This is a genomic window from Streptomyces sp. GL_141 (assembly GCF_057834385.1).
The window spans coordinates 2,304,719-2,319,350 of record NZ_CM174402.1 but is presented as its reverse complement, the minus strand read 5'-3'; the positions used below and the strand labels follow the sequence as shown (position 1 = coordinate 2,319,350).

General features: G+C 71.1%; 14 protein-coding genes. 4 read left to right on the top strand and 10 right to left on the bottom strand.

The genetic code is table 11. From position 1 onward, the window contains the following. Window positions 1-91 precede the first annotated feature (91 nt). From AC3IX6_RS09660 to AC3IX6_RS09640, 5 genes are all read right to left on the bottom strand, one after another. Window positions 92-1,201, bottom strand: a complete 1,110-nt coding sequence (locus tag AC3IX6_RS09660; RefSeq protein WP_489369797.1) for an LOG family protein — start codon at window positions 1,199-1,201, stop codon at window positions 92-94. Window positions 1,202-1,227: 26 nt separating this feature from the next. Further along, window positions 1,228-2,301 (bottom strand): hypothetical protein, encoded by a 1,074-nt coding sequence (locus AC3IX6_RS09655; RefSeq protein WP_489369796.1) that lies wholly within the window; start codon window positions 2,299-2,301, stop codon window positions 1,228-1,230. Continuing rightward, window positions 2,283-3,113, bottom strand: coding sequence for an ABC transporter ATP-binding protein (locus AC3IX6_RS09650; protein WP_489369795.1), 831 nt, complete (start codon window positions 3,111-3,113; stop codon window positions 2,283-2,285). The genes AC3IX6_RS09655 and AC3IX6_RS09650 overlap by 19 nt, the downstream gene beginning before the upstream one ends. Before the next feature lie 193 nt (window positions 3,114-3,306). Continuing rightward, window positions 3,307-4,686 (bottom strand): aspartate aminotransferase family protein, encoded by a 1,380-nt coding sequence (locus AC3IX6_RS09645; RefSeq protein WP_250743863.1) that lies wholly within the window; start codon window positions 4,684-4,686, stop codon window positions 3,307-3,309. Next, a complete protein-coding gene (locus tag AC3IX6_RS09640; RefSeq protein ID WP_073910973.1) occupies window positions 4,671-5,174 on the bottom strand; it encodes an Lrp/AsnC family transcriptional regulator in 504 nt (167 codons plus the stop codon). Before AC3IX6_RS09640 ends, AC3IX6_RS09645 begins: the two co-directional genes overlap by 16 nt. A gap of 171 nt (window positions 5,175-5,345) precedes the next feature. Here AC3IX6_RS09640 and AC3IX6_RS09635 point away from each other — a divergent pair, with 171 nt between their 5' ends. The 3 genes from AC3IX6_RS09635 to AC3IX6_RS09625 all read left to right on the top strand — a co-directional run bounded on the left by AC3IX6_RS09635 (window position 5,346) and on the right by AC3IX6_RS09625 (window position 8,710). Further along, window positions 5,346-6,785 carry a gamma-aminobutyraldehyde dehydrogenase gene (locus tag AC3IX6_RS09635; protein ID WP_489369794.1) on the top strand — a complete coding sequence of 480 codons (1,440 nt, stop codon included), beginning with the start codon at window positions 5,346-5,348 and terminating at the stop codon, window positions 6,783-6,785. Window positions 6,786-6,903: 118 nt separating this feature from the next. Beyond that, window positions 6,904-8,082, top strand: coding sequence for a polyamine ABC transporter substrate-binding protein (locus AC3IX6_RS09630; protein WP_489369793.1), 1,179 nt, complete (start codon window positions 6,904-6,906; stop codon window positions 8,080-8,082). Window positions 8,083-8,173: 91 nt separating this feature from the next. After that, window positions 8,174-8,710 carry a hypothetical protein gene (locus AC3IX6_RS09625; RefSeq protein ID WP_489369792.1) on the top strand — a complete coding sequence of 179 codons (537 nt, stop codon included), beginning with the start codon at window positions 8,174-8,176 and terminating at the stop codon, window positions 8,708-8,710. 7 nt (window positions 8,711-8,717) lie between these two features. Here AC3IX6_RS09625 and AC3IX6_RS09620 read toward each other — a convergent pair whose 3' ends face one another. The 5 genes from AC3IX6_RS09620 to AC3IX6_RS09600 form a co-directional block, all read right to left on the bottom strand. Then, window positions 8,718-9,932 (bottom strand): serine hydrolase domain-containing protein, encoded by a 1,215-nt coding sequence (locus AC3IX6_RS09620; protein ID WP_489371387.1) that lies wholly within the window; start codon window positions 9,930-9,932, stop codon window positions 8,718-8,720. Window positions 9,933-10,088: 156 nt separating this feature from the next. Beyond that, window positions 10,089-10,790, bottom strand: coding sequence for a response regulator transcription factor (locus tag AC3IX6_RS09615; protein WP_489369791.1), 702 nt, complete (start codon window positions 10,788-10,790; stop codon window positions 10,089-10,091). Beyond that, window positions 10,787-12,004, bottom strand: a complete 1,218-nt coding sequence (locus tag AC3IX6_RS09610; protein WP_489369790.1) for a sensor histidine kinase — start codon at window positions 12,002-12,004, stop codon at window positions 10,787-10,789. Before AC3IX6_RS09610 ends, AC3IX6_RS09615 begins: the two co-directional genes overlap by 4 nt. Then, a complete protein-coding gene (locus AC3IX6_RS09605) occupies window positions 12,001-12,690 on the bottom strand; it encodes a glycerophosphodiester phosphodiesterase (RefSeq protein ID WP_489369789.1) in 690 nt (229 codons plus the stop codon). Before AC3IX6_RS09605 ends, AC3IX6_RS09610 begins: the two co-directional genes overlap by 4 nt. A gap of 21 nt (window positions 12,691-12,711) precedes the next feature. Continuing rightward, the gene (locus AC3IX6_RS09600; RefSeq protein WP_489369788.1) at window positions 12,712-13,737 is read right to left on the bottom strand and encodes an adenosine deaminase; all 1,026 of its coding nucleotides are present in this window, start codon (window positions 13,735-13,737) and stop codon (window positions 12,712-12,714) included. A 120-nt stretch (window positions 13,738-13,857) separates the two neighbouring features. On the opposite strand from AC3IX6_RS09600, the gene AC3IX6_RS09595 reads away from it, so the two are divergent. Then, the gene (locus tag AC3IX6_RS09595; protein WP_489369787.1) at window positions 13,858-14,580 is read left to right on the top strand and encodes a DUF4190 domain-containing protein; all 723 of its coding nucleotides are present in this window, start codon (window positions 13,858-13,860) and stop codon (window positions 14,578-14,580) included. Window positions 14,581-14,632: the final 52 nt, after the last annotated feature.

The window sequence follows — 14,632 nt, the reverse complement described above, 5'->3', positions numbered from 1 at the left end:
CGTTCACGTCTGGCAGGTTTTACGTAGTGCGTACCTCTTCCAGACGTGGAAAAGGGGCGGGGAGTTGCCTGCGTAGGTCAGGTTGTGGAGGTCAGCTCATCGCGGCGAGGGCCGCGGGGACCTCGGACACGGAGTCGACCAGTGCGATCCGGGACTCCATCGCCCGGCCGCGGGCCAGCGCCTGGAGCAGCGGCCAGGCGGGCAGCCGTTCGGTCCAGTGGGAGCGGTCGACGAGGACCATCGGGGTGGGCTCGCCCCGGGACGCGTAGTAATTGGGCGTCGCGTTGTCGAATATCTCCTGGACCGTGCCCGCCGCGCCCGGCAGGAACACCACGCCCGCGTTGGACCGGGCGAGCAGCCCGTCCTCCCGGGTGGCGTTCGCGAAGTACTTCGCGATGTGCCCGGCGAAGGGGTTCGGCGGCTCGTGCCCGTAGAACCAGGTGGGGATGCCCACCGAGTCGCCGCCCGTGACCGCCGGCCAGCGTTCCCGTACGGCGAAGGCCGCGCGCGCCCAGTCGGAGACGGACGGGGTGAAGGACGGGGCCTTGGCCAGCATCCGCAGGGCTTCGGGCAGCGCCTCGTCGGGGGCCGGGGCGAGGTACGCGCCGAGGTTGGCCGCCTCCATCGCGCCGGGGCCGCCGCCGGTGGCCACGGTCAGCCCGGAACGGGTCAGCGTCCGGCCCAGTTCGGCCGCGCCCCGGTAGGCGTCGCCGCCGCGGGCCATGGCGTGGCCGCCCATCACACCGACCACGCGGGCGCCGGCGAGGTGTTCGTCGAGGGCGTCGGAGATGGCGTCGTCGTGGATGGAGCGCAGCATCGAGGAGTAGATGTCCCCGTCCGCCGTGGTCTCCTGCAACCAGGCGTACGCCTCCGCGTCCGGGGTGTTCTCGTAGCCGCTCGACAGCCCGGTGAAGAGCTCCTCGGGCGTGTAGAGCAGGCCCCGGTACGGGTTGAAGGGGAGGTCGGGGACGGGCGGGAAGACCAGGGCGCCGTCCGCGCGCACCTTGACCGAGGCGTCCGGTTCCATGGCGCAGCCCAGGAACACGGCGGCCGAGGCGTCGGCGGACAGGAGGGCGAAGGTCCGCTCCAGCAGGTTGACCGACTGGATCCGGTACCCGCTCAGCGAGCCGCGGGCCACGACCCGGTCGAACTCGGCGAGCGTCTCGATCTCGGTATCGGACTCGATGTGTGGGTTGACCATTCGGCCCACCCTAAGGGCAGCCCGCCTCAGCGGGTCAATGCCAGCGACGTCAGCTGTGACACACCCCAGCTGAGCGGCAGGCACACCGCCACCAGCGCGGTGGCCCGTACGGTCGCGGCCGTACGGAGGACCTTGCCCGGGGCGCCGAGCCCGGTCAGAGTCTCGCGGGTGGCGGCCCGGGCCTGGTGGACCTCGACCGCGGAGACGAGCAGGGTGGCGGCCGCGCACAGGGCCACCAGGGCGGCGGCGGGCACGGTCAGCGGGCCGAGCGGGACCTGGAGCCCGCCGTGCTCGCGCAGGGCCACGGCGCTGAGGGCGCCCGCCCCGACGGCGCACAGGACACCGAGGGGTGCGCCCAGGCGGGGGGCCTCCTCCTGAAGGGCCCGCCCGGCCAGCAGCCGGAGCGCGCCCGGGCGGACGGACTGGACCAGCGCCCCGCAGGCGTAGGCCAGGCCGGGTCCGGCGAGGGCGAGCCCGAGGGCGGTCAGCGCCCAGCCCGCGGGCATGCCGGCTCCGCCGGGGCGGGCGTAGGCCAGCACGGCGAGTCCGCAGGCGGTGAGGGCGATGCCCCAGGGCAGTGCGGTCTGCGGCGCGGGCCGGGGGTGCGGGCGCAGGGCGAGGGCGGTGGCGATCGAGGCGGCCAGCGGCAGCAGGGCCAACAGGGTGAGGGCGGCCGCCACGGGCAGGGGCTGGTCGGCGTGGAGCAGCTCGGCTCCGGCGCCGTCGAAGGGCAGCCCGGTCACCTCCCCGCGCAGGTGGAGGAAGACGGCCAGGGCGACGGCGCTGCCGAGGGTGCAGGCCACGGCGGTGGAGATCGTCGCGACCAGGGTGAGCCGTACGGGTCCCAGCCCGGCGGCGTCCAGCCCTTCCGGGGGCCGGGTCGCGGGGTCGGTCCGGGCCACGGCGACGGCGAACTGGACGGTGACGGCGAGGGGGACCAGGGCCCACAGCAGCTGAGGGAACGATCCGGCGGGCCGGGCGGTGGCCTGCGCGAGCACGTACAGCAGCAGGAAGCCGCTGCCGGCCGAGGCCGCGGCGACGAGCAGCCGGCGCAGTTGTACCAGCGGCCGGGAGCCGCGGGCTAGGCGGAGAGCGAGCACGCGGCCTGGTCCTCCGGGGGCTGGGGGAAGGAGGTCGGGGAGAGCCCGGCCGCGGCTGCCGTGGCGGCCGGGCGGCCGTCGAGCAGGGAGAACCGCCGGTCGGCGACGGCCGCGGTCTCCTCGTCGTGGGTGGCCAGCAGCACGGTGATGCCGTGGGAGCGGGCGGCCGTGGTGAGCGTGCGCAGCAGCAGGGAGCGCTCGGCGCGGTGCAGCGGGGCCGTGGGCTCGTCGGCGAAGACCACGGCGGGCAGGTGCACGAGGGCGCGGGCGAGGGCGACGCGCTGGGACTCGGCCCGGTTGAGGGAGTCGGGGTGCTTGCGGGCGAAGGCCCCGATGTCGAGGCGGTCGAGCCATTCGCAGGCGACCCGTTTGGCGGTGCGGTGGCCGGCGCCCGCGATCAGCAGTGGCAGGGCGGCGTTCTCCCAGACCCGCAGCTCGGGCAGGAGCCGCGGCTCGGAGCCGATCCAGCCGAAGCGGTCGCGGCGCAGCCGCTCGCGGGCCAGGGTCCCCATGGTGTGCACGGGGACGCTGTTGAACCAGACCTCGCCCTGCTCGGGCCGCAGCCGTCCGGACAGGCAGCGCAGCAGCGTGCTCTTGCCGCTGCCGCGGGGGCCGGTCACGGCGAGGATCTCTCCCGCGCGGACACCGACCGAGACCCCGATGAGGCCCGGCGAGCCGCTGTGGGAGTAGTGAAGGGACCGTGCCCAGAGCAGATCGTCCTGGGGCGGGGCACTGTCCTGCCGAGCGCTGTCCGGCCGGGCACCGTCGTGCCGAGCGCTGTCCGGCGGAGCGTTGTCCCGTGGAGCCACCATGGCGTACACCTCCGTCCGGGGGAACGAAGCGGAGCCCGCTTGGTCACTGGCGCCGCAATGAGATGTAAAGAGATGAACGTCTTGGATGGTGACAGCACACGGCCCGGACCCCCGCGTTCTCACTCGAACGGAGGATCCGGGCCGTGTGGTCCGGCAGTTTGCCGCCTGCGGGACGGTGGAGGGACGCGGCTGGTTAGAGCTTGGTCCAGGCCTCGGTGAGCACGCGGCGCAGGATGCCCTCGATCTCGTCGAAGGTGCCCTGGTCGGCGGTCAGCGGCGGGGCCAGCTGGATGACCGGGTCGCCACGGTCGTCGGCGCGGCAGTACAGGCCGTTCTCGAAGAGCGCCTTGGAGAGGAAGCCGTAGAGCACGCGCTCGGTCTCCTCGTCCGTGAAGGACTCCTTGGTGACCTTGTCCTTGACGAGCTCGATGCCGTAGAAGTAGCCGTTGCCGCGGACGTCGCCGACGATCGGCAGGTCGTGCAGCTTCTCCAGCGTCGAGCGGAAGGCGTCCTCGTTGTCCAGCACGTGCTGGTTGAGGCCTTCCTTGTCGAAGATGTCGAGGTTGGCGAGCGCCACCGCGGAGGACACGGGGTGTCCGCCGAAGGTGTAGCCGTGCAGGAAGGTGTTGTCACCCTTGTAGAACGGCTCGGCGAGGCGGTCCGAGATGATGCAGGCACCGATCGGGGAGTAGCCCGAGGTCATGCCCTTCGCACAGGTGATCATGTCCGGGATGTAGTCGAACTTGTCACAGGCGAACATCGTGCCGAGACGGCCGAACGCGCAGATCGTCTCGTCGGAGACGAGCAGGACGTCGTACTCGTCGCAGATCTCGCGGACGCGCTGGAAGTAGCCGGGCGGCGGCGGGAAGCAGCCACCGGCGTTCTGCACCGGCTCCAGGAAGACGGCGGCGACGGTGTCGGCGCCCTCGAACAGGATCTCCTGCTCGATCTGGTCGGCGCACCAGCGGCCGTAGGCCTCGGGGTCGTCGCCGTAGATCGGGGCGCGGTAGATGTTGGTGTTGACCACCTTGTGCGCGCCGGGGACCAGCGGCTCGAAGGGGGCCTTGAGGGCCGGCAGGCCGGTGATGGACAGGGCGCCCTGCGGGGTGCCGTGGTAGGCGACCGCACGCGAGATGACCTTGTACTTGGTGTGCTTGCCCTGAAGCTTGAAGTACTGCTTGGCGAGCTTCCAGGCGGTCTCGACGGCCTCGCCGCCACCGGTGGTGAAGAAGACCTTGTTCAGGTCGCCCGGGGCGTAGTGCGCGAGGCGCTCGGCGAGCTCGACGGCCTTGGGGTGCGCGTACGACCAGATGGGGAAGAACGCGAGTTCCTGGGCCTGCTTGTACGCGACCTCGGCCAGTTCCTTGCGGCCGTGACCGGCGTTGACCACGAACAGTCCGGCGAGACCGTCCAGGTAGCGCTTGCCCTTGTCGTCGAAGATGTAGGTGCCCTCGCCGCGCACGATGGTGGGTACGGGCGAGTTCTCGTACGACGACATGCGGGTGAAGTGCATCCACAGGTGGTCGTAGGCGGTCTTGGAGAGGTCCTGGCTCACGGCTATCGCGTTCCCCACATGTAGGTCTGCTTCTTCAGCTTCAGGTAAACGAAGCTTTCGGTTGATCGCACGCCGGGGAGCGCGCGGATCTTCTTGTTGATCGTTTCCAGCAGGTGGTCGTCGTCCTCGCAGACGATTTCCACCATCAGGTCGAACGAGCCCGCGGTCATCACCACGTACTCGCATTCGGCCATCGCGGTCAGCGCGTCGGCCACCGGGTCGAGGTCTCCCTCGACGTTGATGCCGACCATCGCCTGGCGCCGGAGCCCCACGGTGAGCGGGTCGGTGACGGCGACGATCTGCATGACGCCCTGGTCGAGCAGCTTCTGTACCCGCTGGCGCACCGCTGCTTCGGACAGGCCGACGGCCTTGCCGATCGCCGCGTAAGGACGGCGACCGTCCTCTTGCAGTTGCTCGATGATCGCCAGGGACACAGCATCGACCGAAGGGGACGGTTGTCTGTTCCTGGAATCTGCGCTTCGACTGACCACGACCTCACTGTGCACGAGGAGTCGTCTGTTCCGCAAGGCGAGAACGATGTAATTCGTTGTTTCTGGAGTCAGATCTCACTGATTCCGTAGTTCGTGATGTGTGGGCCTGTCGAAAACGGCGTCTGAGGGGCTAGGCTGAGTAGCTGTCTCAACCATTGGACATGTGATCACAGGAGTGTGGCTGTAGTGACCACCGAACTGCGTCGTCTGCGCAACTACATCGGCGGGGAGTTCAAGGACGCCGCCGACGGGCGGACCACCGAGGTGGTCAACCCCGCCACGGGCGAGGCGTACGCGACCGCTCCCCTCTCCGGCCAGGCGGACGTCGACGACGCCATGGCCGCGGCCGCGGCCGCCTTCCCGGCGTGGCGCGACGCGACCCCCTCCGAGCGCCAGAAGGCCCTGCTGAAGATCGCGGACGCCTTCGAGGCCCGCGCGGACGAGCTGGTCGCCACCGAATCGGAGAACACCGGCAAGCCGCTCGGCCTCACGGCCAGCGAGGAGCTGCCGCCGATGGTGGACCAGATCCGCTTCTTCGCCGGTGCCGCGCGCCTGCTCGAGGGCCGTTCGGCCGGCGAGTACATGGAGGGGATGACCTCGATCGTCCGCCGTGAGCCGGTCGGCGTCTGCGCCCAGGTCGCGCCGTGGAACTACCCGATGATGATGGCCGTCTGGAAGTTCGCCCCGGCCCTGGCCGCGGGCAACACCGTGGTCCTCAAGCCCTCGGACACCACCCCGGCCTCCACCATCCTGATGGCGGAGATCATCGGTTCGATCCTGCCCAAGGGCGTCTTCAACGTCGTCTGCGGCGACCGCGACACCGGCCGGGCGATGGTCGAGCACCGCACTCCGGCGATGGCCTCCATCACCGGCTCGGTGCGCGCGGGCATGCAGGTCGCCGAGAGCGCCTCCAAGGACGTCAAGCGCGTCCACCTGGAGCTCGGTGGCAAGGCCCCCGTCGTGGTCTTCGAGGACGCCGACATCGCCAAGGCCGCCGAGGACATCGCGGTCGCGGGCTTCTTCAACGCCGGCCAGGACTGCACCGCGGCCTGCCGCGTACTGGTCCACGAGTCGATCCACGACGAGTTCGTCGCGGCGCTGGCCAAGAACGCGGCCGACACCAAGACCGGGCAGCCGGACGACGAGGACGTGCTCTACGGTCCGCTGAACAACCCGAACCAGCTCAAGCAGGTCGCGGGCTTCATCGAGCGCCTCCCCGCCCACGCCAAGGTCGAGGCGGGCGGCCACCAGGTCGGCGAGAAGGGCTACTTCTACGCCCCGACCGTGGTCTCCGGCCTCAAGCAGGACGACGAGATCATCCAGAACGAGGTCTTCGGCCCCGTCATCACGGTCCAGTCCTTCACGGACGAGGACCAGGCCCTGGCGTACGCGAACGACGTCGAGTTCGCCCTCGCCTCGTCCGTGTGGACCAAGGACCACGGCCGCGCGATGCGGATGTCCAAGAACCTCGACTTCGGCTGCGTGTGGATCAACACCCACATTCCGCTCGTCGCCGAGATGCCCCACGGCGGGTACAAGAAGTCCGGCTACGGCAAGGACCTCTCCGCCTACGGCTTCGAGGACTACACGCGCATCAAGCACGTCATGACCTCGCTCGACGGCTGACCGAAGGCCGGGCGGGCGGCCTGCCGGCCGCCGCATCGACCAGGTCACAGCCCTGAAGGGGCGGGTAGTAGACAACATGTCTATTGCCCGCCCTTTGGCGTTCCACCAGGCTCCTCCCATGCCTGAACTCGCCTTTTCCCGCCGCGCGGCGCTGCGCGGCCTCGGTGCCGCGGGCCTGCTGGCCGGCCTCACCGGCTGTGGTGTCCCGGCCGCTTACGTCCCAGAGAACCGGCGGGAGGGCCAGGACCGCTCCGCCGGCGACCGGAGCGTCTCCTTCTCCAACTGGCCCCTCTACATCGACACCGACGAAGAGGACGAGAGCAGGCGCCCGACGCTGGACGCCTTCACGGAGAAGACCGGCATCGAGGTCCGGTACACCGAGGAGATCAACGACAACGACGAGTTCTTCGGCAAGATCAGCCCGGCCCTGATGAACCGCCAGCAGACCGGCCACGACGTGGTCGTGGTCAGCGACTGGATGGCCGCCCGCTTCGTCCACCTGGGCTGGGCCCAGAAGATGGACCGCTCGGTGCAGGCGAACGTGTCGAAGCACCTGGACCCGCAGCTGCGCTCGCCCGCCTTCGACGAGGGCCGCCTGCACACCGTGCCCTGGCAGTCGGGGATCACCGGCATCGCCTACAACCGCAAGGCGCTCGGCCGGGAGATCAAGTCCGTCAAGGACCTGTGGCACCCGGACCTGGCGGGCAAGGTCACGCTCTTCTCCGGTCTCGACGAGTCCTTCTCCCTGCTGATGCAGGGCAACGGGGCCGACGTGACCAAGTGGACCGAAACCGACTTCCACCGGATGTGCGACCAGGTGGAGAACATGGTGAAGAAGAAGCACATCCGCCGCTTCACCGGCAACGACTACACCTCCGATCTGAGCAAGGGTGACGTGCTGGCCTGCCAGGCCTACTCCGGGGACGCGATCCAGCTCCAGGCCGACAACCCCGACATCGAGTTCGTGGTCCCCGAGGAAGGGGGCGAACTGTGGGCGGAGAGCCTGCTCATCCCCAACCTGGCTCCGCGCAAGGCCAATGCCGAGGCGCTGATCGACTTCTACTACGACCCGGAGGTGGCCGCGCTGCTCGCCGCCTCCGTCAACTACGTCTGCCCGGTCCCGGCCGCCCGGGAGGTGCTGGCCGCCTCGGACGACCAGGAGACCGCCGAACTGGCCGAGAACCCGCTGATCTTCCCCGACGAGGACATGCGCAAGCGGCTCGTCGTGGCCCGCGACATCTCCTCCGCCGAGCGCTCGTCCTTCGCCAAGCGCTGGAACGGCATCGTCGGTCTGTGAGAGTCGGGGTCTGATCTCGATCCGGCGACGGAACTGAACATGTTCAGCAATTGTGCTGAACATGTTCAGAAAGCTGAGTAGGCTTCCTTCCATGAGCGAGAGAAGCGCCCTTCTGCGGCGGATCCGTGCCTGGCTTGCCCTGTTCCTCGTCTGCCTGGTGCTGAGCGGACTCACCGCCTTCCCCCTGGTGAGCGAGCTCCACTGGGCCAATGCCCTGGTGGACAACGCGTGGCTGCGCCGGGTCGGCGACGGGCTGGAGCGGGCGGACTCCGAGTACCCCTTCCTCCTCTACGGAACCGACTGGCTGGCCTTCGCCCACCTGGTGATCGCGGTGTTCTTCTACGGGGTCCACCGCGACCCCGTGCGCAACATCTGGATCATCGAGGCCGGAATGATCGCCTGCGTCGGCATCGTTCCGCTGGCCCTGATCTGCGGGCCCATCCGGGGGATCCCCTTCACCTGGTCGCTGATCGACATGTCGTTCGGCGTCTTCGGGGTGGTCCCGCTGCTGATCCTGCGCCGCATGATCAAGCGGCTGGAGGCCATGCCGACGGACCCCGGCCCGGCCCTGGTCCCGGCCCCGGTCCCGGCGGCCCCGGTCGCGGACCTGGCCGGGGCGCGGGGCTGAGTCCGCGCTACTCGGCGAAGGCGGCCATGATGATGCCGAGGGCCACCGGGTTCATGTCCTGGCCCTTGGCATCGGTCGAGTTGACCGAGTACACGAGGGTGCGGGACAGGTCGCGGGTCCCGCCTATCGCCGTGTTGTAGCCGTGCCGGCCGCCCGTCTTGCCCCAGGCGACCGTGCCGTCGGGCAGCTTCATCCGCGCCATCCCGGCCGTCAGCGTCGCGGCCTTGCCCGTGCCGAAGTCCTTCACCGCGGGGACCGTGAACATCTCCTCCAGCTGCGCCGCCGGTACGAGGCGTCCGCTGAACAGGGCGACGGTGAACCGCTCCAGATCGGCCGTGGTGGAGATGATGTCGCCCGCCGCCCACCGGTCCGAGGAGTTCCACTCCGTCACGTCCCGCAGCTCGGTGGAACCGTCCTCCCGGGCCACCGCCTGGTACCCGTGGTTGTGGCGACCGGGTATGCGGTTCTGGAAACGGCCCGGGAAGGAGGTGTCCCGCAGCCCCAGCGGCTTCAGCACCCGCGCCGCGACGGCCTTCTCGTACGTCGTGCCCGTCACCTTCTCGATCAGCACGCCCAGCACCGTGTAGTTGATGTTCAGGTAGTGCTGGGCCGTGCCCGGGACGAACTCGGGGCCCTTGGCCACCGCGTTGGCGATCTGGTCGTGCGGATCGGTCACGTCGAACCGGTGCTCCCACTGCGCCTCGAAGGAGTCGCCCGGACCGTCGGCCGCCGGTATTCCGCTGGTGTAGTTGAGCAACTGCCGGACGGTGACCGTGCCGTACGCCTCGGGGACGGTCCCGGGCAGGTACCGGCGGACCGGCCCGTCGAGGTCGAGCTTGCCCTCCGCGGCGAGCTGGAGGACCACCGCCGAAGTGAAGACCTTGGTGACCGACCCGGCCCGGAACCGGCCCTCCTCGATCGCCGCGCGCCCGGTACGGATGTCCGCGACACCGGAACTGCCCTGCCAGCCGCCGCTCGTGCCGCCGACCCGTACCAGCGCGGCCGTGGCGTCCTTGTGGTCCGCCCCGAGTCCCGCGATCGCCTGCTCCAGCGCCGTGGCGTTCGGCGGGGTCGAGACCTGCGATGCCGGGCTCTGCGGTGCCGGGCTCTGCGCGGCCGGGGCCGCGGCGGCCGAAGCCCGCGCCGGGCCGGCCCCGGCGGCGACGGCCGGTCCGGCCGCGACGCCCAGGACCAGAGTGGTGGCGATCAGCGTGCGGGTCATTGCGTTCACGGTGGGATCCCCCTGTCGGCGCTCCGGGCGACTTCCGCCCCGATGACCTCAATGCTGCTGGTCGCGGGGGTGGTTGCGGATCACCACCGAGAGGGGTCTTTGCCGGTACGACAACTCACCACCGAGAGCGAGGAGATGCTCCTCGTCTCACTCTCCAGAGGGAGATACCGGAGAGCCAGCCGCGATCAGACCCGTCTCGTACGCGCAGATCACCGCCTGGATCCGGTCCCGCAGCCCCAGCTTCGACAGCACGTTGCCCACATGCGATTTGACCGTGTGCTCGCTCACCATCAGCTCCACCGCGAGCTCCGCGTTCGACAGCCCCCGCCCCAGGTGCAGCAGCGTCTCCCGCTCCCGGGCCGTCAGCACCTCCAACCGCTGCGCGGACAGCGCCTCCCCGGCCGTCTCCCCGGCCGCCGGCCGGGCCGTCGCCGCCGTGTACTCCGCGATCAGCCGCCGGGCCACCGAAGGCGCCAGCAGGGACTCGCCCGCCGCCACCACCCGTACGGCGTGCACCAGATCGTCCCGCCGCACGTCCTTGAGCAGGAACCCGCTGGCCCCCGCGTGCAGCGCCTCGTACACGTACTCGTCCGAGTCGAAGGTCGTCAGCATCACCGTCCGGCAGGAACTCGTACCCGAGATCTCCCGGCAGGCCTCGATCCCGTCCAGCACCGGCATCCGGATGTCCAGCAGCGCCACGTCGGGCGCGAGGGACCGTACCGCCGCGACCGCCGCGGCCCCGTCCCCGACCTCCGCCACCACCTCGATGTCCTCCTGGGCGTCCAGGATCATCGCGAAGCCGCTGCGCACCAGTTCCTGGTCGTCGGCCACCACCACACGGATCGTCACTTCCCCACCTCCGCGCCCGACGTTACAAGGACGACGCGCAGCTCGAAGCCGGTGCCGTCCGGCCCGGGCCCCGTCCGGGCCGTGCCCCCGTGGGCGGCGGCCCGCTCCCGGATCCCGATCAGGCCGTGCCCGCCCGGCCGCGCCCGCGGCACGGAGGCGGAGCCCGTACCCGCATCCGCCGTCGCGACCGGACCCCGCCCGTCGTCCGTGACCGTCACCGTGAGCTCCCGCTCCCCGTACTCCAGGCGCACGGCCACCGCCGAAGCCCCGGCGTGCTTGACCACATTGGTCAGGGCCTCCTGCACCACCCGGTGCACCGTCGCCTCCAGCGCCGCCGGCAGGGCGCGCACCGACCCGGTGCGCTCGTAGAGCACCTCCGGCCCGCTGCCCCGGACCCGCTCCAGCAGCCCCGCCAGCTCCCCGATTCCGGGCTGCGGGGAGCGCGGCGCCGCCTCGTCCGTGCGCAGCACCCCCAGCATCGTGCGCAGCTGGGCCATCGCGTCGCGGCCCGTCTCCGCGATGGCCTCGAACGCGGCCTCGGCCCGCTCGGGGGCCCTGCGTACGGCCACCGGACCGGCCTCCGCCTGCACGATCATGATGCTGACCGCGTGCGAGAGGATGTCGTGCATCTCCCGTGCGATCCGGGCCCGTTCGCGGGCCGCCGCCTGCTCCGCCTCGATCCGGTTGGCCCGCTCCAGCTGGGCGGCCCGGTCCACCAGGGCGGCCGTGTACGCCTGCCGGGTGTGCTGCAGCCGCCCCAGCGCGTACGCCGCGCCCGATACGAAGAGCGTGAAGAGCAGCTCCCGCGCGGTCCCGGTGTTCCAGCCCACCGACAGGGCGACCGTGAGGACCGTGAGCCCGCCCACCGCCAGCCGGACCCGGGCCGTGCACTGCAGGGCGACCGTGTAGAAGGCGAGCAGCCCCGCGTACGGAAGCGGCTGCCCGGGGCCGTCGACCGCCAGCTTGTACGCGCCGCCGGCCAGCAGGATCGCGGTCAGCACCACCACCGGAGCCCGGCGCCGCCAGACCAGCGGCAGCACGCCGAGCGTGGTCATCGCGTACGAGGCCCAGTCCGCGGGCGGCGCGTCGGCCGACCGGGGCACCACGAAGGGCATCGTGACGGCCAGTTGCACCAGCAGCGTCAGCCCCAGGTCCTGCCGGCGCGGACTGGCCCGCCGGACCCACGCTCCGAGCTCCCCCCAGGCCCGTATCACCGGCCGAACTCGGCCCGTACGGCTCCCAGCGCGTCCACCCGGTTCGTCGTGATCGAGTCCACCCCGGCCCTGAGCAGCGCGCGCATCGCACGCTTGGTGTCCGGGGTCCAGGCCGACACCAGCAGGCCGTCCCGGTGCAGGGCGTCCACCAGCTCCGGGCCGACCAGCCCGAAGCGGTAGTTGAGCCAGGTCGGGGCCACCGCGTCGATCAGCACCCGGCGCGGGGGAGCCAGGGTGGTCCACGTCAGCGCGATCTCGGCGCCCGGGTCGGCGGCGCGCACCGCCAGCATGGTGGCCGGACCGGCGCAGTAGTACGTACGGTCACGGGCCCCGCACTCGCGGACCTGACCGACGACGGTCCGTACGGTCTCGGCGGTCGCACCCGGCAGGTCGACCATGACCCGGCCCGCACCGGCGGCCAGCAGGGCGTCGCGCAGGGTCGGGATCCCGCCGTCCGTCAGCTCCTTCAGCTGCGGGGCCGTGACGTCTTCGAGCCGTACGTCATGGCCCCACAGCCGCTGGAGGTCCTCGTCGTGGAGCAGTACGGGGACCCCGTCGCGGGTCATCCGTACGTCGATCTCCACCGCGTCCGCGCCCCGCTCGAAGGCGGAGCGGATCGAGGGCAGGGTGTTCTCGCGGACGCGGTAGGGGTCCCCGCGGTGGCCTACGGCAGTCAGGGTGCGCATGCACCCCATTCTGCGGAACCGTCAGGAAGCCAGCCAGGCGGAGGTGTACGTGTCGATCTCGGCGGTGATCTTCGCCTTGCCGGCCGGGTCGAGGAAGGAGGCCTCGACGGCGTTCTTCGCGAGCTGGGCGAGGCCGCGCTCGTCGAGGTCCAACAGGCGGGCGGCCACCGCGTACTCGTTGTTGAGATCGGAGCCGAACATAGGCGGGTCGTCGCTGTTGATGGTGACGAGCACGCCGGCCGCCACCATCTCCTTGACGGGGTGCTCGTCGAGGGCGGCGACGGCGCGGGTGGCGATGTTGGAGGTGGGGCAGACCTCCAGCGCGATGCGGTGCTCGGCGAGGTAGGCGAGCAGCTCCGGGTCCCGGGTGGCGCTGGTGCCGTGGCCGATGCGCTCGGCGCCCAGCTCGCGGATCGCGTCCCAGATGGTCTCGGGGCCGGTGGTCTCGCCGGCGTGCGGCACGCTGTGCAGTCCGGCGGCGCGGGCGGCGTCGAAGTACGGCTTGAACTGCGGGCGCGGAACCCCGACCTCCGGGCCGCCCAGGCCGAAGGAGACCAGGCCCTCGGGGCGCAGGTCCAGGGCGAGGCGTGCGGTCTCCGCCGCGGCTTCCTCGCCGGCTTCGCCGGGGATGTCGAAGCACCAGCGAAGGATCACGCCGAGCTCGGTCTCGGCGGCCTTGCGGGCGTCCTCGATGGCCTCCATGAAGGCCTTCTCGTCGATCCCGCGGCGGGTGGAGGAGTACGGGGTGATCGTGAGCTCGGCGTAGCGGATGTTCTGCCGGGCCATGTCGCGGGCGATCTCGAAGGTGAGGTGGCGCACGTCGTCGGGGGTGCGGACCAGGTCGACGACGGAGAGGTAGACCTCGATGAAGTGCGCGAAGTCGGTGAAGGTGAAGTAGTCGGCGATGGCCTCCGGGTCCGTGGGGACCTTGGAGTCGGGGTGCCGGGAGGCGAGTTCGGCGACGATGCGGGGGGAGGCCGAGCCGACGTGATGGACGTGCAGTTCGGCCTTGGGCAGCCCCGCGATGAAGGGATGCAGGTCGGGCATGAGGGTGCCTCCGAAGGGCGCGTGCGGATGGAACGGCCTTCATCGTAGGCAGGATCCGCACCGTCGAAGGGGCCTGTCGGAGGGAGCGCTTAGCATGGCCGTACGAGAGGGGGGCGCCGTATGACCGATCAGAGCCCCGAGTCGCGAGACCCCTGGGCGCCGCTGGAGCAGCCCGCGGTCGATCTGGGCAAACAGCAGGGTGGGACGGGTGCGCCGGGCGCGCCGGGGGTGCACGACCAGCAGACCGTCGCGGGGATGCCGGGGGCCGGAGGCATACCTCCGGGCGCGCCGGTGCCCGCGCCCCAGCCCGGGCAGGCGCCCGGGGCGACGCCCGCCTACGGCTACCCGGCGCAGCCGGATCCGGCCGGGTACGGATACCCGGCCCAGCCGGGCGCACCGCAGGCCCCGTACGGCGGCTACCCCGGCCACCAGGGCGCCCCGCAGCCGTCGTACGGCGGCCAGCCGGGCTATCCCGGCCAGCCGGGCTATCCCGGGTATCCGGGGTACCCCGGATACCCGGGATACGCGCCCAAGAGCAACGGCTTCGGCGTCACCGCGCTCGTGCTCGGGATCCTCTCGGTGGTCACGTGCTACTTCGGCCTCCTGTTCGGCGTTCCGGCCGTCATCTTCGGAGTGCTGGGCCGCGGGAAGGCCAAGCGCGGCGAGGCAGACAACGACGGCATGGCGCTGGCCGGCATCATCACCGGCGCGGTCGGCATCGTGATCAGCTGCGCGTTCATCGTGTTCTTCGTCGTCGTCGCGGGCATGTCCGAAGACGGCTCCGACTACGACTCGGAGTTCTCGTCCCCGTACGAGAACACGCAGGTCTTCCACCGGGGTTGATCCGCGACCGGCGGGCACGGCGAAGGGCCGGGCGGGGACGCGTACGTCCCGG

What these genes read in the sequence shown, in the direction of transcription:
- AC3IX6_RS09660 (WP_489369797.1), bottom strand. Translation starts at nt 1,201, where the DNA reads ATGGTCAACCCACACATCGAGTCCGATACCGAGATCGAGACGCTCGCC.
- AC3IX6_RS09650 (WP_489369795.1), bottom strand. Translation starts at nt 3,113, where the DNA reads ATGGTGGCTCCACGGGACAACGCTCCGCCGGACAGCGCTCGGCACGAC.
- AC3IX6_RS09630 (WP_489369793.1), top strand. Translation starts at nt 6,904, where the DNA reads ATGCCTGAACTCGCCTTTTCCCGCCGCGCGGCGCTGCGCGGCCTCGGT.
- AC3IX6_RS09625 (WP_489369792.1), top strand. Translation starts at nt 8,174, where the DNA reads ATGAGCGAGAGAAGCGCCCTTCTGCGGCGGATCCGTGCCTGGCTTGCC.
- AC3IX6_RS09620 (WP_489371387.1), bottom strand. Translation starts at nt 9,932, where the DNA reads ATGACCCGCACGCTGATCGCCACCACTCTGGTCCTGGGCGTCGCGGCC.
- AC3IX6_RS09605 (WP_489369789.1), bottom strand. Translation starts at nt 12,690, where the DNA reads ATGCGCACCCTGACTGCCGTAGGCCACCGCGGGGACCCCTACCGCGTC.
- AC3IX6_RS09600 (WP_489369788.1), bottom strand. Translation starts at nt 13,737, where the DNA reads ATGCCCGACCTGCATCCCTTCATCGCGGGGCTGCCCAAGGCCGAACTG.
- AC3IX6_RS09595 (WP_489369787.1), top strand. Translation starts at nt 13,858, where the DNA reads ATGACCGATCAGAGCCCCGAGTCGCGAGACCCCTGGGCGCCGCTGGAG.